Annotated in this window: 14 protein-coding genes; 4 read left to right on the top strand and 10 right to left on the bottom strand. The window is 74.3% G+C overall.

Annotation, left to right across the window (positions count from 1 at the left end; all coding sequences use genetic code 11):
- Positions 1-155: 155 nt before the first annotated feature.
- Positions 156-596, bottom strand: coding sequence for a coenzyme B12-dependent isobutyryl CoA mutase small subunit (locus tag IF27_RS07895; protein ID WP_052848670.1), 441 nt, complete (start codon positions 594-596; stop codon positions 156-158).
- A 320-nt stretch (positions 597-916) separates the two neighbouring features.
- Between IF27_RS07895 and IF27_RS31480 the strand changes: the two genes are divergently transcribed.
- Positions 917-2368 carry a M23 family metallopeptidase gene (locus tag IF27_RS31480; RefSeq protein WP_052848669.1) on the top strand — a complete coding sequence of 484 codons (1452 nt, stop codon included), beginning with the start codon at positions 917-919 and terminating at the stop codon, positions 2366-2368.
- A gap of 113 nt (positions 2369-2481) precedes the next feature.
- On the opposite strand, the gene IF27_RS07885 is transcribed toward IF27_RS31480, so the two are convergent.
- The 3 genes from IF27_RS07885 to IF27_RS07875 all read right to left on the bottom strand — a co-directional run bounded on the left by IF27_RS07885 (position 2482) and on the right by IF27_RS07875 (position 6740).
- Positions 2482-3198, bottom strand: coding sequence for a hypothetical protein (locus IF27_RS07885; protein WP_190232856.1), 717 nt, complete (start codon positions 3196-3198; stop codon positions 2482-2484).
- A 155-nt stretch (positions 3199-3353) separates the two neighbouring features.
- The gene (gene pcrA, locus IF27_RS07880) at positions 3354-5855 is read right to left on the bottom strand and encodes a DNA helicase PcrA (protein WP_052848667.1); all 2502 of its coding nucleotides are present in this window, start codon (positions 5853-5855) and stop codon (positions 3354-3356) included.
- 99 nt (positions 5856-5954) lie between these two features.
- Positions 5955-6740 (bottom strand): class I SAM-dependent methyltransferase, encoded by a 786-nt coding sequence (locus IF27_RS07875; RefSeq protein WP_052848666.1) that lies wholly within the window; start codon positions 6738-6740, stop codon positions 5955-5957.
- A gap of 102 nt (positions 6741-6842) precedes the next feature.
- Between IF27_RS07875 and IF27_RS07870 the strand changes: the two genes are divergently transcribed.
- Entirely contained in the window at positions 6843-7328 is a 486-nt protein-coding gene (locus tag IF27_RS07870) for an Lrp/AsnC family transcriptional regulator (RefSeq protein ID WP_190232855.1), read from the top strand.
- A 41-nt stretch (positions 7329-7369) separates the two neighbouring features.
- Positions 7370-7774, top strand: a complete 405-nt coding sequence (locus IF27_RS07865) for an SRPBCC family protein (RefSeq protein WP_223290956.1) — start codon at positions 7370-7372, stop codon at positions 7772-7774.
- Positions 7775-7792: 18 nt separating this feature from the next.
- Here the strand turns inward: IF27_RS07865 and guaA are convergent, their stop codons facing one another.
- A complete protein-coding gene (guaA, locus tag IF27_RS07860; protein ID WP_052848665.1) occupies positions 7793-9367 on the bottom strand; it encodes a glutamine-hydrolyzing GMP synthase in 1575 nt (524 codons plus the stop codon).
- Between the two features lie 305 nt (positions 9368-9672).
- Between guaA and IF27_RS07855 the strand changes: the two genes are divergently transcribed.
- Positions 9673-9951 carry a chorismate mutase gene (locus IF27_RS07855; protein WP_052848664.1) on the top strand — a complete coding sequence of 93 codons (279 nt, stop codon included), beginning with the start codon at positions 9673-9675 and terminating at the stop codon, positions 9949-9951.
- Positions 9952-10298: 347 nt separating this feature from the next.
- Here IF27_RS07855 and IF27_RS07850 read toward each other — a convergent pair whose 3' ends face one another.
- From IF27_RS07850 to IF27_RS07830, 5 genes are all read right to left on the bottom strand, one after another.
- Complete coding sequence (locus tag IF27_RS07850; RefSeq protein WP_052848663.1) at positions 10299-11876, bottom strand: succinic semialdehyde dehydrogenase; 1578 nt, start codon at positions 11874-11876, stop codon at positions 10299-10301.
- Positions 11877-11909: 33 nt separating this feature from the next.
- A complete protein-coding gene (locus IF27_RS07845) occupies positions 11910-12422 on the bottom strand; it encodes a hypothetical protein (RefSeq protein ID WP_052848662.1) in 513 nt (170 codons plus the stop codon).
- A gap of 11 nt (positions 12423-12433) precedes the next feature.
- The gene (locus IF27_RS07840; RefSeq protein ID WP_110945655.1) at positions 12434-12850 is read right to left on the bottom strand and encodes a PGPGW domain-containing protein; all 417 of its coding nucleotides are present in this window, start codon (positions 12848-12850) and stop codon (positions 12434-12436) included.
- 100 nt (positions 12851-12950) lie between these two features.
- Entirely contained in the window at positions 12951-15695 is a 2745-nt protein-coding gene (locus IF27_RS07835) for a protein kinase family protein (protein ID WP_190232854.1), read from the bottom strand.
- A 156-nt stretch (positions 15696-15851) separates the two neighbouring features.
- On the bottom strand, positions 15852-17759 hold the full coding sequence (locus IF27_RS07830) for a serine/threonine-protein kinase (protein ID WP_110945653.1): 1908 nt from the start codon (positions 17757-17759) through the stop codon (positions 15852-15854).
- Between the last annotated feature and the right edge of the window lie 104 nt (positions 17760-17863).

Raw genomic sequence — 17863 nt, 5'->3', positions numbered from 1 at the left:
GCGGCGTGAGCAACGGTCGCGTCTGACGGCGTCCGGCGCGTCGTGAGCAACGGACGCACTCTCGGGCGTCCGGCACGCGGCATGTCCGGAGACGAGCGTATCCGTGCCCCCAGGGGCCTCGTAAACCGCAGGTCACACCGGAGTGGTGAGACCCGTCACAATTCGGCCCTGCTGTCCCCTCCCGCGGCCTCCCGCGCGGCCCCGACGTGCTCCTCCACCCACCGCACGATGTCCGCCATGGGCGCCCCTGGCGTGAAGATCGCGGCGACGCCGAGGGCGCGCAGCGGCGGGATGTCCTCCTCGGGGATGATCCCGCCGCCGAAGACGGTGATGTCGGAGGCGTCGCGTTCGCGAAGAAGTTCGAGGACGCGCGCGAAGAGCGTGTTGTGCGCGCCGGAGAGGATCGACAGGCCGACGGCGTCGGCGTCCTCCTGGATCGCGGTGTCCACGATCTGCTCCGGGCTCTGGTGCAGCCCGGTGTAGACGACCTCCATCCCCGCGTCACGCAGGGCGCGGGCGATGACCTTCACGCCCCGGTCGTGCCCGTCGAGCCCCGGCTTCGCCACCACGACGCGGATCGGACCCTGAACACCCATCTGTGCCTCCAGTGCTTCCCGGCGGCGCTGCCGGGCGAGGGGGACGTCGCTGTCGTCCCCAGAATCTCCCATGCGCGCCGCGCCAGGCGTCGGAACGGGCACGGTTCTTCATCGATCAGAATTCGAACTGCCTTCGAACACATCGTGCGGTCTCGATGGCCGAGCCGCCAAAAGACGGCTTATTGCCCCTTTCCTCTCCCCAGGAAACCCGCGAACAGCCAGCGGAAGATTGTGGCTACGCGTCGGCGACGGGTACAGTCGCCGCACTACAGCCGCAGGGGGCCACCCCAGCCCTGTTGTCGAGCCGAAAGGCATGGTCGGTGAGCGATCGTCTGCTGTCCGGAGTATCCGGGCATACGGATTACCCCGGCTTCGGCTCTTACCCCGATACGGGGTACGGCACGCCCGACGCGTACGGCTCCGCCGCCGCCTACGAGGGCGCGCAGCAGTGGACCGCCACGACGGCGGTGCCCCAAGTCGCCCCGCAGGACCCCTGGTACGGGCAGCAGCACACGTTCGCCGCCGATCCGTGGAACACGGCCGGGGGGCACGGCGCCACCTCGCTGCACGACGCGCCGACCAGCACCGTTCCCGTGATGGAACAGGGCGGATACCCGGGCGTTCACACGCAGGGGTACGACGGCGGATATCCGCAGGCCACCGGTGATTTCGGCGTGCAGCAGCATGGCGGAATTACGCCCGGATATCCCGCGCAGGTGCAGCACGACCACGGCGCCGCGGCATACGCGCAAGGCGGCCCGGCGGAATACGCCGACGCCCACGACACGTACGACAACGACGCCTACGGCAATGAGGCGGCCGACCCGTACGCCCCGGAACAGCGGTACGACGCCGACCCGTACGACGCGTACGACGCCTACGCCACGCCTGAGACGCACGACCGGCCCGACGCGACCACGCAGCTGGGCGCCGTCCGCGAGGACGACGACGAGCCGGCCCCCGCGCCGGAATCCGCCCCCGGGCCCGAGGTCACCGTCGATGTGACGCCTCCCCCGCGCGCGGCGGGCCGGGGACGGCGCCGGTCCGTACGGCCGCGCGCCCGCTCCGCGTTCCTGACCGTCGCGGCGCCTTCCCTGTGCGTCCTCGGCGTCACGGCCGTCGCGACCGCCGCGACCGTCAACGACACGACGGGCGGCGCGGAGGACCGGGCGCCGGTCGCCGCGCCCGACCCGGCCGAGGCCGGACCGATCGAGGCCAACGAGCAGTTCGACACCCAGCTCGTCAGCCTCTCGACCGCCGCCGACGACTACGCGGAGCGCGCCAGCCGCACCCAGGGCCGGATGGACCTGGAGGTGCAGCAGGAGGCGGAGGCCGAGGCCGCCGCCGAGGAGGCCGCCCGCATCGAGGCGGCGCGGCCCAAGTTCTTCGTGCCCGTGGAACAGCACGGCCTGAGCGCCTACTACGGCCAGGCGGGCGTCAACTGGATGTCCCAGCACACCGGCATCGACTTCCCGGTCAGCTACGGCTCCCCCGTCCTGGCCGCGACGGACGGCACGATCAGCACGCAGTGGCACCCCAGCTACGGCAACCTCGTCGTCCTCACCGCCGCCGACGGCACGGAGACCTGGTACGCGCACCTGGACAGCTCGGCCTACCAGTCCGGCTGGGTGCAGGCGGGCACCGTCATCGCCTACTCGGGCAACTCGGGCAACTCCACGGGCCCGCACCTGCACTTCGAGGTCAGGCCGGGCGGCGGCTCCGCCATCGACCCGCTGACCTGGCTGCGCAGCCACGGCCTGGAGCCCACCTGACGCGACCGGCCCCCCGCGGCCCGGCAGGACGCGAACGCCGGAAGGCCCGCCGTACCTCCGTCCTCTCGGACGGCAGGCGGCGGGCCTTCCGGCGTTCGCGTCGCCGAGCGGCGTCAGTGCTGGCCGCTCCTGCGCTGGACACCCTGGGTGAGCGAGATGGCGCCGAGGGGGGCCAGGAACATCAGGACCCAGTCGATGGCCGCCAGGTCCTCCTGCCACACGTCCCACGTGTCGCCGAAGTAGGTGAAGAAGATCGTGACCGCGCTGTCACCCGTCACGTCGGTCAGCAGGTCCGACATGATGAGCGCCGTGCCCCACAGGCCGCCGAGGACGATGCCGACGAAGCCGAGGACCGCGGCGAGGATGTAGGCGGGCCAGTTGCCCCGCGCGAAGAACGCCGGGCCGAGCGCGGTGATCACACCCACGACGACGGCCACGTACAGGGTCTGCGTCAGCTCGCCGGTCTCCTCGTCGAAGCCGAGCTGGTAGATGAAGCCGTAGAGGACGGCCGCCACCAGCATGCCCAGCACGGACAGGAGGATCGCGAGCGGGATGTTGTTCTTCGAGGGGGACGGCTGCCCGGGAGGCATGTAACCGCCGGGCGCGCCGTACGGGCTGGGCTGCTGCGGCGGGTAACCGTAGCCCGGCTGCTGCGGCGGCGGGGCGCCGTACGGGTTGGGCTGCTGCGGAGGAGCGCCGTAGGGAGAGGCGGGCGGCGGGGGCGGGGCGCCGTACGGCTGCTGCGGCGCTCCACCGGGCGGCGGCGGGGGCGGGGGCTGCTGCCCGCCGAAACCACCGTTGTCCGGCGCCGGCTGCCAGGGCTGACTCATGACTGTGTTCCCCCTGGGAATCCTTGAGTGTTACGTACTCCGGGGAGAGAGGAACTGGAGTACGAGCTTTGCGAGGGAAGCTAACCGCCTCCGCCACGCCCGCGACAAGCCCCTTCCCCCGTCTGTGACATATCGGCGACACTACCGGGCACAGGTCACAGCTTCTCCACGGGGGCGTAGCGGAGCAGCAGCCGCTTCGGCTTCTCGCCGCCGAAATCAATGGTCGCCTCGGCCCTGTCGCCCGCGCCCTGCACCGCGACGACGGTGCCGAGGCCGAAGCTGTCGTGCGTCACGCGGTCGCCCGCGGCGAGCGCGACGGTGGGACGTTCCGGGGTGCGGCCGGTGGCGAATCCGCGGGCGCCGAGCGGTCCGCGTTCGCTTCCGGAACCACCGCGGGCGGTCCTGGTCCTGACCGGCGTCGCGGGCAGCGCGGCGGGGCCCGAGCGGCGCCAGTCGAGGTGCGCGTCCGGGATCTCGTCGAGGAAACGGGAGGGCGGGTTGTGCTGCGGCTGGCCCCACGCGCTGCGCAGCGCGGAGCGGGTGACGTACAGCCGCTGCCGCGCGCGGGTGATGCCGACGTAGGCGAGGCGGCGTTCCTCCTCCAGCTCCTTGGTCTTGCCGAGGGAGCGCATGTGGGGGAAGACGCCGTCCTCCATGCCGGTGAGGAAGACCACCGGGAATTCGAGGCCCTTGGCGGTGTGCAGGGTCATCAGGGTGATGACGCCCGCCTCCTCGGCCGCCGGGTCGGGGTCGTCGGGGATGTCGTCCGAGTCGGCGACGAGCGCGACGCGTTCGAGGAAATCGGCGAGCGTCCCGGGGTCGTCCTCCTCCCGGTCCTGCTCGAATTCGAGGGCGACGGCGGCGAGTTCCTGAAGGTTTTCGACGCGGGTCTCGTCCTGCGGGTCGGTGGACGCCTGCAACTCGGCCAGATAACCGGTGCGTTCGAGGACGGCCTCCAGCACGGTCGCGGGCCCCACGCCCGACTCGGCGACGGTGCGCAGCTCTTCGAGGAGCGTGTTGAACCGCTTGACGGCGTTCAGCGAGCGGGCGGCCATCCCGTACGCCTCGTCCACCCGGCGCAGGGCGTGGGCGAACGGGATGCGCTCGCGCAGCGCGAGGGCGTCGATCATCGCCTCGGCACGGTCGCCGATGCCGCGCTTGGGGACGTTCAGGATGCGGCGCAGCGGGACGGTGTCCTCGGGGTTCGCGAGGACGCGCAGGTAGGCGAGGACGTCGCGGACCTCGCGGCGCTCGTAGAACCTGACGCCGCCGACGACCTTGTACGGCAGGCCGACGCGGATGAACACCTCCTCGAAGACACGGGACTGCGCGTTGGTCCGGTAGAAGACGGCGACCTCGCCGGGGCGCGCGTCGCCCTTGTCGGTGAGGCGGTCGATCTCGTCGGCGACGAACTGCGCCTCGTCGTGCTCGGTGTCGGCGACGTAGCCGGTGATGCGGCTGCCCGCGCCCTCGTTGGTCCACAGGTTCTTCGGGCGGCGGTCCTCGTTGCGGGAGATGACCGCGTTGGCGGCCTCAAGGATCGTCTGTGTGGAGCGGTAGTTCTGTTCGAGCAGCAGGGTGGTGGCCTGTGGGTAGTCGTGCTCGAACTGGAGGATGTTGCGGATCGTCGCGCCGCGGAAGGCGTAGATCGACTGGTCGGCGTCGCCCACGACGCACAGCTCCGCCGGGTCCTGCTCGCCGACGAGCAGGCGGATCAGCGTGTACTGCGCGATGTTGGTGTCCTGGTACTCGTCCACCATGAGGTGCCGGAAGCGCCGCCGGTAGTGCTCGGCGACGTCGGGGAACGCGTCGAGGAGGTGGACGGTCGTCATGATGATGTCGTCGAAGTCCAGCGCGTTGGCCTCGCGCAGCCGCGACTGGTACATCGTGTACGCCTCGGCGAGCGTCTTCTCGAAACCGTCGGTGGCCTGCGCCGCGAAGTCCTCCGGGTCGATCAGCTCGTTCTTCAGGTTGGAGACCTTGGCGCTGAACGACTTGGGCGGGAAGCGCTTGGGGTCGAGGTCCAGGTCACGGCAGACCAGCGCCATGAGGCGGCGGGAGTCGGCGGCGTCGTAGATCGAGAAGCTGGACGTGAAGCCGAGCGTCTTGCTCTCACGGCGCAGGATGCGCACGCACGCGCTGTGGAACGTCATCACCCACATCGCGTTCGCGCGCGGGCCGACCAGCTCCTCGACGCGCTCGCGCATCTCGCCCGCGGCCTTGTTGGTGAAGGTGATGGCGAGGATCTGCCCGGGGTGCACGCCACGCGCGGCCAGCAGGTGCGCGATCCGGTGCGTCAGCACGCGCGTCTTGCCCGAGCCGGCGCCCGCGACGATCAGCAGCGGCGCGCCGCTGTGCGTGACGGCGGCGCGCTGCTGCTCGTTCAGCCCGGCGAGGAGCTGGGCCGGGTCGTGGACGGGCTTGTGGGCGCCGTTGCGGTAGAACGCCTCCGCGTCGGCGGCGTGCGGCTCGGCGAGCGCGCCGCCGAACAGGTCGTGCGGCACCTCCTCGTGCGGCTCCTCGGGCCCGTACGGGTCGGGGTCGCCAGGGGCGTCCGGCCCGTCGGGCCCGTCGTCGTGTGCGCCGGGCGCGCCGGTGTCCGCCGGGGCGGAGGAGCCGAGGCGGGCGAGGAAGTCGTCGTCGAAGAGGCCGCTCATCGTTGCCGAGTCTAGGCGCTGGGTCGGGGACGGCGGTGGTCGCCGGGGGTCGAGGAAGGCCGTGACCGGCCGCTCACGTTCCGTGCCGCGCCCGGGTGTTCAGCGCCCCCAGGAGCCCGTGGCGTGACGCAGGACGACCGTGCGCATGCCGCCGGGCCCGACGCGTTCCTCCGTCACCCGGAGACCGGCCGCCCGGCACTGGCCGAGGACCCAGGCATGGGAGATCCGCAGCTTGCGGTAGCTGCTCTTGCGCAGCGTCCAGCCGTCGGCGGGCCCGCCCCTGGTGTGCAGCAGGTCGTGCACGACGACCGTGTAGTCGTCGTAGTCCTCCGGGTATTCGAGGAAGCAGGTCATGATGCGGTCCTCCGTCGCGCGGACCGGCAGGAAGCGTTCCGTGCCGGTCAGCGGCTCGGTGAGGTCGCGGTACGCGAGGACGGCCAGGCCGCCGGGCGCGAGCGCGGCCCTGATGCCGCCGAGGAGCGCGGCGACGTCCCCCCGCGTCGGCAGGTGCGTCAGGGTGTCCCCCAGGCACACGACGACCCCGGCCCCGCCCGGGCCGACCCGGTCGCGCAGCACGGCGCGCAGGTCGGCGTGGACCGGCTCGACGGCGGGGACGCCCACCGCGTGCGCGGCCACCTCGTCCAGCAGCGGGCGGCTCAGGTCCACGGCGAGCACCGGGTCGAAGCCGAGCCCGGCCAGCGCCAGGCTGCTGTGCCCGGGGCCGCAGCCCAGGTCCACGGCGAGCGGCCCTGCCGGGTCGTCGCCCACGCCGAGACCGGCGAGGTACGCGCGCTGGGCCGCCGCGAGCGCGGGCATGTCCCCACCCAGCATCCAGGTGTAGTGCTCCGCGAGAAACCGGTCGTAGTGCTCGACGGCAGTCGTCATGGTGCGCGGCCCTTCTGCGGGTACGGCGGGACACCACCGAATCTAGGCCGGTATACGGCGCGTTGGTGGGCCCGCCGAACACTGTTCGGCGCGCGCGGGAGAATGACGGCCGTGGACCCCATAGATTCGGCGATCCTCGGTCATCTCCAGCGCGACGCACGGCTGACCAACCGCGAGTTGGCCCGGCTCGTCGGCGTCGCCCCCTCCACCTGCCTGGAACGCGTCAGGAACCTGCGTGCCCGCGGCGTGATCACCGGCTACCACGCGGCCGTCGAGCCGCGCGCCCTCGGACGTACCCTCCAGGCCCTCGTCTTCGCCCGGCTGCGCCCGCTGAGCCGGGAGGTGATCACCAGCTTCGAGAGCTACCTCTCGGAGCTGCCCGAGGTGGTGTCCGTCCTGGTCGTCTCGGGCGACGAGGACTTCGTCGTGCACGTGGCGGTGCCGGACATCGAGCATCTGCACGGCTTCCTGATGGACCGCTTCAGCGCGCGGCGCGAGGTGGTGAGCTTCCGCAGCTCGATGATCTACCGGCAGACCGCCACCCGGACGCTCGTCCCGATGGAGGGCGCCGAGGACCGGCACCGGTGACGTCGCGCGACACGCGCCTCCCGCCGCATTACGGTGCGGGGGTGAGCGGCAGGACGGCGGTGACTCTCCGCGCCTCGGGGCGCGCGGATCCCGGGACGGTGTGGGAGCGGTACGCGCGGCCCGCGCTGTGGTCCGGCTGGTCGCCGCAGATCCGGGGCGTGCGCACCGAAGGGGAGCGCATCGTCCCCGGCATGACGGGCGAGGTGGTGACGTTCCTCGGCGTCCGCGTCCCGTTCACGGTCGAGACGGTGGACGAGGCACGGCGCGCCTGGACGTGGCGGGCGCGCCTCGGCCCGGTCACCGTCCGCCTCCACCACACCGTCACCGCGCGGCCCGGCGGCGGCACGGCGACGGTGCTGCGCGCCGAGGGGGCCGCGCCGGTCGTGGCGGCGTACGCCGTCCCCGCGTACGCCGCGCTGCGCCGCCTGGTCAGGCCCCGGCCGTGAGGCCAGAGCCCCGGCGGCTCACTCCCACTCGATGGTGCCCGGCGGCTTGCTGGTGACGTCGAGGGTGACGCGGTTGACGTCCCGCACCTCGTTGGTGATCCGCGTGGAGATCTTCGCCAGCAGGTCGTACGGCAGCCGCGACCAGTCGGCCGTCATGGCGTCCTCCGACGACACGGGCCGCAGCACGACGGGGTGGCCGTACGTGCGCCCGTCGCCCTGCACGCCGACGCTGCGCACGTCCGCGAGCAGCACCACGGGGCACTGCCAGATCTCCTTGTCGAGCCCGGCAGCCGTCAGCTCCTCGCGGACGATCGCGTCCGCGTCGCGCAGGATCGCGAGCCGGTCGGGCGTGACCTCGCCGACGATGCGGATGCCGAGTCCCGGGCCGGGGAACGGCTGGCGGTGGACGATCTCGTCCGGCAGGCCCAGCTCCTGGCCGACCATCCTGACCTCGTCCTTGAACAGCTTGCGCAGCGGCTCGACCAGCTCGAACTCCAGGTCGTCGGGGAGGCCGCCGACGTTGTGGTGGGACTTGATGTTGGCGGTGCCGGTGCCGCCGCCCGACTCGACCACGTCCGGGTAGAGCGTGCCCTGCACGAGGAACGCGACGTCCTCCCCGGCCGCGCCCGCCTCGGCGACCAGCTCGGCCTGGGCCTGCTCGAAGACGCGGATGAACTCGCGGCCGATGATCTTCCGCTTCTGCTCGGGGTCCGACACCCCGGCCAGCGCCGCCAGGAAGCGGTCCGCCGCGTCCACGACGCGCAGCCGCACGCCCGTCGCCGCGACGAAGTCCTTCTCGACCTGCTCGGTCTCGCCCTTGCGCATCAGCCCGTGATCGACGTAGACGCAGGTCAGCCGGTCGCCGATGGCCCGCTGGACGAGCGCGGCGGCGACGGCGGAGTCCACGCCGCCCGACAGCCCGCAGATCGCGCGCTTCCCGCCGACCTGCGCGCGGATCGCCGTGACCTGCTCCTCGACGATGGACCCGGCCGTCCAGGTGGGCGCGAGGCCCGCGCCGCGGTAGAGGAAGTGCTCCAGGACCTGCTGGCCGTGCGTCGAGTGCATGACCTCGGGGTGGTGCTGCACGCCGTACAGCCGCCGCTCGTCGTTCTCGAACGCGGCGACCGGCACCGTGTCGGTGGCGGCGGTGACGGTGAAGCCCTCGGGGGCGGCCGAGCAGGCGTCGCCGTGCGACATCCACACCTGCTGCTCGTCGGGCGTGCCCTCGAAGAGGGTGGACGCGGGACGGCTGACGGCGAGGCGCGTGCGTCCGTACTCGCGGGCCCCGGTGTTGTCCACCGTGCCGCCGAGCGCCTGGGCCATCAGCTGGAAGCCGTAACACATGCCGAAGACCGGGACCCCGGCCTCGAACAGGGCGGGGTCGATGCCCGGGGCGTCGTCCGCGTACACCGACGAGGGGCCGCCGGACAGGATGATCGCGGCGGGCTTGCGGGCCAGCATCTCGGCGACGGGGGTGGTCGAGGGCACCACCTCGCTGTAGACGCGGGCCTCGCGGACCCGGCGGGCGATGAGCTGCGCGTACTGGGCGCCGAAGTCAACGACGAGGACGGTGTCGTTGTCCGTGTCTGCCACGAGGTGCCTTCCGTGCCTTTCGGGGGTGCGGTGGGAGGGCTGAAGGCCCGAACGGTTGGTCGGTGCGGGACGGCCTCTCCCCCTCCGAGTCTAGATGGCATACTCGGAGGCATGTCCCGCACCGCTCACTTCCGCTCCTTCACCTATGGCACCGGCCCGGCCGGCTGCCACAGGGAGCGCTGCGAGCGGTACTGAACCAGCAGCGTCCTTCGCGCCCCGGGCCCCACAGCGGCTGCCCGGGGCGTTCGCTTTTCCCGGTGGCCGCCCTCCGACCGACCGCACGACCTCCGAGGGAGACCACCGGTATGACCACCGAGACGCACACCACCCCGAGCACCGACACCGACCTGACCATCGCATCAGCCCGCGCGCGCATCGACGCGCTGGACGAACAGATCATCGCCCTCATCACCGCCCGCGTGACGGCCTCGGCCGAGGTGCAGCGCGCCCGTCTCGCGGCGGGCGGGCGCCGCGTCCACCTGGCCAGGGAGAACGAGATCCTGCGCCGCTACCACGCGGGCCTCGGCAGCGCGGGCACGCACGTCGCGATGCGGCTGCTTGAGCTGTGCCGCGGCACCCTGTGACCCAGGGACCGCCGCCCGCGTAAAACACCGGCCCCGCCTGTCACCCGTACGGAGCGTGACCGGGGGCGAGCGGGGTTCGTTGAAGGGTGTGTCCCCGGGGCGATGAGACGCACCGGCCCTCCGCGGTGTGGCGAGGGCGGGAGCGTCGTGGGACCTCGCTCCGGTGCGGTGGCCGGGCAGCAGGGGACAGCGGGCCGGTCACGACCTCGGCGGCCGGCTTCCGGGACGCCGGGAGTCGGCCGCCGTACCGTTTCTGCGCCACCGGCGCACCACCGAGGACCGTCGCTCAGGCGCCGCCCTGTCGCCCGGCGACCACGGGCCCCGGCCGCCCCCGGCCGGGGCCCGCCTCAGCGGCGCCGCAGCGCCTTCAACACCCGCAGCCCGCCGCTCAGCAGCGCCGCGTACCGCCGGTCGTCCAGGCCGAACGCGGGCGCGAGCGGCAGCAGCCGCTGCTCGGCGACGGTCTGCGCCTCGGTGTGGCGCAGGATGCCCTCCGCGCCGTGGCGGCGGCCGAGGCCGGACGCCCCCCGGCCGCCCATCGGCGCGCGGACGCTGCCGTACGCGGCGGCGTAGCCGTCGTTGACGGTCACCGTCCCCGTGCGCAGCCGCGCGGCGACGCGGCGGGCCCGCCGGACGTCGCGCGCCCAGACGCTCGCGTGCAGCCCGTACGGGCCCTCGTTCGCGCGGGCGATCGCGTCGTCCTCGTCGGTGAAACGGTCCACGGACACGACGGGCCCGAACGTCTCCTCGCCGTAGGCGAGCATCGGCGGCGCGACGCCCGCCAGGATCGTCGGCTCGTGGAACCACGGGCCGAGGTCGGGGCGCGGCGCGCCGCCCGCGAGGACCGTCGCCCCGTGCGCGACGGCGTCCTCGACGTGCCGCCGCACCCGGGCGAGCTGCGCGGGGGAGGCGAGCGAGCCCATGTCCGTGCCGTAGTCGAGGGACAGGCCGAGGCGCAGCGCGCGGGTGCGGGCGGTGAAGCGGTCGAGGAAGGCGTCGGCGAGCGACGCGTGGACGAGGATCCGCTCCGCCGAGACGCACAGCTGCCCCGCCGAGGAGAAGCAGGCGCGGACCGCGCCCGCCGCGGCCTTGTCCGCGTCGGCGCCCGCGAGGACGAGCAGCGGGTTCTTGCCGCCGAGTTCGAGGCTCGCGCCGACGAGCCGGGCGGCGGCGGCGCGCGCGACCTCGCGGCCGGTGCGCGTGGAGCCGGTGAACGTGACGTGGTCCGCGTGCCGGACGAGCAGCGGGCCGGTGACGGGCCCCTCGCCGAGGACGATCTGCCACACGTCGGCGGGCAGCCCCGCCTCCGCCATGAGACGGCGGGCCCACAGGGCGGTGAGGGCCGTCTCGGTGTCCGGCTTCATGACGACGGCGTTGCCCGCGACCAGGGCGGGCAGGGCGTCGCCGACAGAGAGTTCGAGCGGGTAGTTCCAGGGCGAGATGTGGCCGATCACGCCGTGGGGGTGGCGCAGTTCGCGGACCCGGGTGAGGAGCGGGACGACGCCGCCGTGCCGCCGTGGCCGCAGGTAGGCGGGGGCGGCGCGGCCGTAGTGCCTGGCCGCCTGGCAGACGGCCTGCACCTCCTCGTGCGCGTGCAGCCTGGCCTTGCCCGTTTCGAGCTGCACGAGGTCGAGCGCCTCGTCCTGGCGGCGCAGCAGCAGGTCGTGGAAGCGCAGGAGGACGGCGGCGCGCCGTCGTACGGGCAGGGCCGCCCAGGCGGGCTGCGCGGCGCGGGCGCGGGCGAACACGGCGGCGACCTCGTCCTCGGTCGCGGCGGGCAGCTCGGCGAGCCGGGCGCCGGTGAACGGGCTGTGGCAGGCCGTGCGCCCGCTGCCCGTCACGCCCTCGGTGAGCGCCCTGACCCGTTCCGCGGTGACCACGCGCGCGGCGCGGCCCTGGACGTCGTCGGACCGCGCTGTCGTCATGCCGGGAGGGTAAGGCCGCGTGACACCCCGTGGCTACCTGCCGGTAACGCCCCGGTCCCCGTCCCCGTCCCCGTCGCCGTCGAGCGCGTCCAGTTCCTCGGCGATCGCCTGCCGGAGCACGTCGTGCCGCGGGCCGAGCGCCCAGCGGCCGTCGCTCCAGCGCTCCCGCGGGTACAGCCACACGGGCCCGCCCACCCGCTCGTGCGGCTCCCAGGCGTACCGCGGCCACACGTGGGCGTGCAGATACGGGTCGGTGTTCCCCAGGATCTCCAGGTTGACCCGGAGGAAGGCCGGGTCGAGCCGCCCGCAGGCACGTTCGACGGCCTCGCCGAGGCGGTCCATGCCGGACAGGAACGCCGCCCGCCGGCGGCGCGAGAGCGTGGACAGCCGCTGCACGGCGGGATCGTCCACCAGCAGGACCGAGTAGCCGGGCAGGAACTGGACGTCCCCGATCACGGCGAAGCCCGCCTCCAGCCTCCGCAGCACCGTCGGGTTGCCGCCCCGCAGGGCGCTGCCGATCCGGTCCCGCCGCCAGTCGTCGGCCATGCCCGTCCCCGTCAGTCGTCGTGCTCCATGACCGGCGCGCGGTGGCCGTGGACCTGCCGGTAGCTCCACACGAGCAGCCCGGCCAGCACCAGCCCCGACAGGATCAGGCCAGAGCCGACGCTCCACCCGCCGAACGGCAGGTCGGGCACCACGCCCCACACCACACCGCCGCCGATGAGACACAGCGCGGCGAGCACCGAGCCCGCGATCCGCCAGCCCGAGGACACGCTCTCCTCCGACGCCCACACGGCGCGCTTGCGCACCGGCTCGATGTGCCGGTTCACGCCGGGGAACTCCCTGCCGAGGACCAGCAGGCCCGCCAGGACGAGCAGCAGGCCGGGGCCGGGAAGGACCAGCAGCGCGACGCCGACCAGCAGCAGCGCACCCCCGGCGGCCAGCGCGAACACGCGTCTGATGTGCCGTGCCATGTCGATCCCCTCCGCGGGCGGCCGTCTACCCGGCAACCGTAGCTGTGTTCGGTCCGGGAACCACGCACCGCCCCCGTACGAACGCTCCGGCCGTCCCGCGCTAGCCCGCCGCGCGGTAGCTCCCGGCCGTCACGCCGTAGACCTCCTGGAGGCGCTGCTCCTGGTCGGCCGGGCCACGGACGAGCACGACGTGGTAGGCGCCGTCCACGAGCATCACCCGGTTGAAGGCCACGAGGTCCCCGTTCTCTCGCCAGGAGAAGACGCCTTCGGCCATCTCGACGTTGCCCACGCGGGTCTGGATCAGCCCGGATTCCTCGCCGAACTGGTACGCGCGGTACGCGGCCAGCTCCGGCTGCTGCGACAGCTGGTACGCCATCGGGTCGTCGCCGAACTCCTCCGCGCTATCCCGGCCCGCCACCACGACGATCTCCAGCGCGCCGTCGGCGTAGACGATCCGGCCGCCGCCGTCCTCGCGGCGCTGCCAGCCGTCCGGCACGGCCAGGGAGAACCCGGCGGGGTCGTCCTGCGCCGTCCAGCCGTCCGGGAGCGGCGCGGGCTCCTGGTCGCCCTCGGCGGGCGAGGGGCGGGTGGTGTCGTCGGTCGGCTCGGACGAGGGCGCGGCCGGGTCGTCCCCCGGGGGGTCGGCGGGGGGCTCCTCGGCCGGGGGCTGTTCCTGCGCGGTCCCCTCGCCGCCCGCGGAACGGTCGTCCTCCCGGCCGCTGTCCGGCATGAACGCGAGGACGTAGCCGATGCCGCCCGCGAGCCCGAGCAGGACGAGCGTGACCAGCAGCATCCCCAGGCGGCGCGGGCTCCTGGGCGCGCGCGGCGCCCGCTGCCTCGGCCTGCGGCGCGGCCCGACCAGCTCGCCGCGGCGGCGCACGATCGGCAGCCGCCTCGGGTCGGACGGGCGGCCCGGTTCGAGCGCGGGCGGCGCCGTCACCGTGCGGCGGCCCACCTCGGGCTCGGGCGCGGAGCGCAGCAGCGACCGCAGCCAGCCGCGCAGTTCCTCGGCGCTCGGCCGCTCGGTCGGGTCCTGGCGCAGCAGCGACTCGATGACGGGGCGCAGCGCGCCGCAGTCCTCGGCGAACGCGGGGGACTCCCCGCAGATCGCCTCGACGAGTTCGGCCGCGTTGTCCTCCGGGTAGGGCGGGTATCCCTGCACGGCGCGGAACAGCAGGACGCCGAGGGCCCAGAAGTCGGCCGGGGGGCCGACCGGCGGGGCGAGCTGCCAGTGCTCGTAGACGGGACCTGCCTGCTCGGGCGCCCACCGTTCGGTGACGGCGCCGACCGTCATGATCCGCGCCTGCCTGGCGCGCTCGGCGGCCAGCGCGCCCTCGGGGCCGCGGTACCGGCCGCCGGGGGCGCGGGACGTCCGCTGCGCCGGGAGGAGGGCGGGGTCGGCGGCCTCGCGCTCCCGCTCGCGCTCGCGTCCCGCCGGGGGGAGCGCGGCGCGCTGCTGCTGTTGCTGCTGCTGTCGTTGCTGCTGCTGCGCGGGGGACTCCCAGCCGCTGCGGGCGGCGGGGTGTCGCGGCCCGGCGGGGGCACGGTCGGCGCCTGCCGCGTCGTCGCCCTGGCGCCGGGCGGCGGCCTGCGTACCGGCGCGGTAGGCGGCGATGGCGCCGCTGCGCGCGGCGCGGTCCGGCGCGGGGGTGCCGGAGGCGGGCCCGGTCGTGCGCGGCGCGCCGGCGTCACGGCCGGGCGTGCGGGAGTCGCGCCCGCGCTCGGCGTCACCGGCGGACGGACGTGCCCAGCGCTCGTACGAGGCGGTCGTGTGCCCCGGCCGCTGCGTGCGTGCGGCGCTCTCGCCGCGGCTCTCGCGCGGCGGGCCCTGGTCCTGGGGGCCGTGCCAGTCGTGGCCCGCGACCGGCCCGGTGCCGGGGCCAGGCCCGGCGGCGTGGCCGTTGTCGCGTTCCCAGCCCTCGGGGACGGGCGGCAGCTGCCCCGTCGCGTCGCCCCACCGGTCCTGGCGGTCCGGCTCGCGCCGCTCCCAGCCCTCGGGGACGGGCGGCAGCTGCGTCGTGACGTCGGCCCACGGGTCCGGGCGGCCCGGCTCGCGCTCCGGCACCTCGTCGTACGGCTCCCAGCTCTCCGGCGCCCAGGGGCCCGTCGATCCGCCGTTCCGCTCCCAGCGGTCCAGCGCCTCGGCTGGCGGCTCCACGGGGCGCACGTCGGCGGGGCGCGGCGCGTCCGGGACGGGCGGCGGGACGGGCCCTGGCCGCTCGGCGCGCGGCTCCGGGGCGGTGCGCGGCTCGGGGGAGGTACGGGGGCCCGCGAAGGTCTCGGGCACCCCGGCGGGCAGCGGGTCGTAGCCGCAGAGCACTTCCTCGGCCGCGCCCGCGACCAGGCCGGTCAGCAGGGCGCGCCCGTCGTCCAGGACGAGCACGGTGCGCGCCGTGACGTTCCTGTGGGTCCAGCCGTGCGCGTGCACGATGCGGAGCGCGGCGAGCAGGTCGGCGGCGACCTCGGCGGCGCGGAACGGGCCCATCCGCCGCTCGGCGAGCAGCGCGGCCAGCGGCCTGCCCGACACCAGCTCGCTGACGATCCACAGCCCGTCGCCCTGCACGAAGACGTCGAAGACCTGGTCGAGCCTGGGGTGGTCGGGCAGCCGGGCGGCGGCCGTCGCCGCCTCCAGCGCGCGCCGCACGACCGGGTCGTCCGGCGTACGCGTGGCGCGGTCGGGGTCACGCCCGCCGGGCGTCCCGGTGCCACGCCCGCTCGCGTCCAGCACCTCCGCGTCGAGCACCTCGGGCAGGGGGACCTGACGGACGAGCACTTCCTGCCCGCTCGCCGTGTCGAAGGCCCGGGACTCGACGAACTCGAACTCATCCGAGGGAGTCCTCGGCAAGCGATAACGATCGGCAAGCAGTCGTCCCGCGTAGTGATCCACGCCGCCTCCCCACCGCGCGCGCCGTCCAGACGATTCCGGTCTCACACGATACGTGCCATGGACGTACCACGGCTACGGTCCGTCAACTCCCGTTACAATCCAGTCGTCTGTCACTCAGTCGAGTGGCTCGAAGGTGTCGAAAGCGGTCTCGCGCAGTGCCTCGCACTCCGGTTCTTCCCACGCGTCGGACACGCAGGTGATCATGATCGCGTAGCCCCGCTCGTCGTCCACCCGGAAGCCGCGGTCGAGGACACGTACCCGTTCGCCGCCCTGCGTACGCCTGAACTCCCAGTCGGCGACGGTCGGGTAGCCGCGCCACTCGACGGCCCTGATGTCGCCGACGCGCTCGTAGTCCTCGCTCGTCGCGCTCGTGTTCCGCTCCTGCTCCTCCCAGGACCGCACCGCGTCCTCGCCCGGCGAGTCGGTGAAGTCCACCTGGAGCCTGGCCGCGCCGCCGTCGGCCGGGCCGTAGATCGCGCCCGAGTTGGCGCCCGCGGTCCCGAGGCGTTCCCAGCCCTCGGGCATGGCTATTCGGAAGTTGAAGTCCGGGTTCTCCTCCTGGACGAAGCCGTCCGGCAGGCCTGGGACACCGGCGTCGGGGTCGGTCTCAGGGGCGGTGCCCGGCGGGTCGTCCTGCCCGTCCTCCTCCCCTCCGGCGCCGTCCTGACCGTCCTGGCCGTCCTGGCCTTCCTCGCCGCCGTCCCCGCCGTCGCCGTTCTCCGGCGCGGGATCGCCCGTGGGCTCGTCGGGGGCCTCCGTGGCCGGGTCCTCGGTCCGCTCCTCCGCGGTCGAGCCCGCGCCCGACGAGGCGCCTGAGCTGCCGTCCGCCGTGTTGTCGTCGTCGCCGAGCGAGGCCGCGATGGCGACGCTGATCACGGCGAGCACCACCACGACGACCGCCGCGATGATCAGGTTCCGCCGCCGCTCCGCGGCCCCGGCCGTGGCGACCGGGGGCAGGGGCACGCCGGGCGCGGGCGGTGTGGCGGGCTCGCGCGGGCGCCGCGGGGCGCGCGGCTCGGGCGCCTCCGCCTTCCCCGCGGCGGCCAGGCCGTCGGCGAGCGTGGCGTCCGGCTCCTCCCGGGGGGCCGCCTCGGCCGTCAGCGCCTCGGCGAGCAGTTCACGCGCGCCGGTCGCGGTGAGCCGGGCCGCCGGGTCCTTGACGAGCAGGCCCGTGATGGCCTCGGTCAGCGGGCCGCTGTGGCGCGGGGGCCGCACCGGGTTGTGCATGACGGCGGCCAGCGTGGCGATGGCGCCGCCCTCGTCGTAGGGGGGACGGCCCTCGACGCAGCAGTACAGCAGGGCGCCGAGCGACCACATGTCGGCGGGCGGCCCCGGCGTCTCGCCCTTGGCGCGCTCGGGCGAGATGTAGGACGGCGCGCCGACCAGCATGCCGGTGGAGGTGACGGAGGGGTCGCCCTCGACCTTGGCGATGCCGAAGTCGGTGAGGACGACGCGGCCGTCCTCGTCCGCGACCAGGACGTTGGACGGCTTCACGTCCCGGTGGAGGATGCCCGCGGCGTGCGCGGCGCGCAGGACGTCGAGTATCGCGAGGCCGGTGCGGGCGGCGTCCTTCGGCTCCATCGGGCCGTCCTCGCGGATGATGTCGGCGAGCGAGCGGCCCTCGATCAGCTCCATGACGAGCCAGGGTCTGTCGCCCTCGTCCACGACGTCGTAGATGGTGACGACGCCCCGGGCGCGGATCGCGGCGATCGCCTTGGCCTCCCGCAGCGTGCGGGTGACCATCAGGCGGCGCTCCGCCTCCTCCACCCCGGCGGCCAGCCGCAGTTCCTTGACGGCGACATGACGGCCGAGCACCTCGTCGGTGGCGTGCCAGACGGTGCCCATCCCACCCCGGCCGACGACGGCGCCCAGGCGGTAACGGCCGTTCAGCAGACGCCCGCCGCCCGCGCTCTTCCCCGTGTCCGCCGGCGCGTCGGCGCGCTCGCCGGAGGCGTCCGCGCGGGGTGGCGTGCCCCGCGGCGATTCGTCCCGTGCCTCGTTGTCCCCGCTGCCTTGGCCCATTGCGTCGCGTCCCCTCCGGCTTCCCCGGACATTGTGACCCATCACGCCGACAGCCGGACCGCGGGGCGGCACGGCACCGGTGAACACGCGTCAGCGCCGCGCCC

The organism is Streptomyces avicenniae (assembly GCF_000719135.1).
In the GTDB taxonomy this organism is placed as follows: Bacteria; Actinomycetota; Actinomycetes; order Streptomycetales; family Streptomycetaceae; genus Streptomyces; species Streptomyces avicenniae.
Note: the sequence above shows the minus strand (reverse complement) of the source record. Positions and strands in the feature narration are given on the sequence as shown.

Coding starts and splice junctions, on each gene's coding strand:
- IF27_RS07885 (WP_190232856.1), bottom strand. CDS start 3,198: ATGAGTCAGCCCTGGCAGCCGGCGCCGGACAACGGTGGTTTCGGCGGG.
- IF27_RS07875 (WP_052848666.1), bottom strand. CDS start 6,740: ATGACGACTGCCGTCGAGCACTACGACCGGTTTCTCGCGGAGCACTAC.
- IF27_RS07895 (WP_052848670.1), bottom strand. CDS start 596: ATGGGTGTTCAGGGTCCGATCCGCGTCGTGGTGGCGAAGCCGGGGCTC.
- IF27_RS07870 (WP_190232855.1), top strand. CDS start 6,843: ATGACGGCCGTGGACCCCATAGATTCGGCGATCCTCGGTCATCTCCAG.
- IF27_RS07845 (WP_052848662.1), bottom strand. CDS start 12,422: ATGGCCGACGACTGGCGGCGGGACCGGATCGGCAGCGCCCTGCGGGGC.
- pcrA (WP_052848667.1), bottom strand. CDS start 5,855: ATGAGCGGCCTCTTCGACGACGACTTCCTCGCCCGCCTCGGCTCCTCC.
- IF27_RS07840 (WP_110945655.1), bottom strand. CDS start 12,850: ATGGCACGGCACATCAGACGCGTGTTCGCGCTGGCCGCCGGGGGTGCG.
- IF27_RS07850 (WP_052848663.1), bottom strand. CDS start 11,876: ATGACGACAGCGCGGTCCGACGACGTCCAGGGCCGCGCCGCGCGCGTG.
- IF27_RS07855 (WP_052848664.1), top strand. CDS start 9,673: ATGACCACCGAGACGCACACCACCCCGAGCACCGACACCGACCTGACC.
- IF27_RS07830 (WP_110945653.1), bottom strand. CDS start 17,759: ATGGGCCAAGGCAGCGGGGACAACGAGGCACGGGACGAATCGCCGCGG.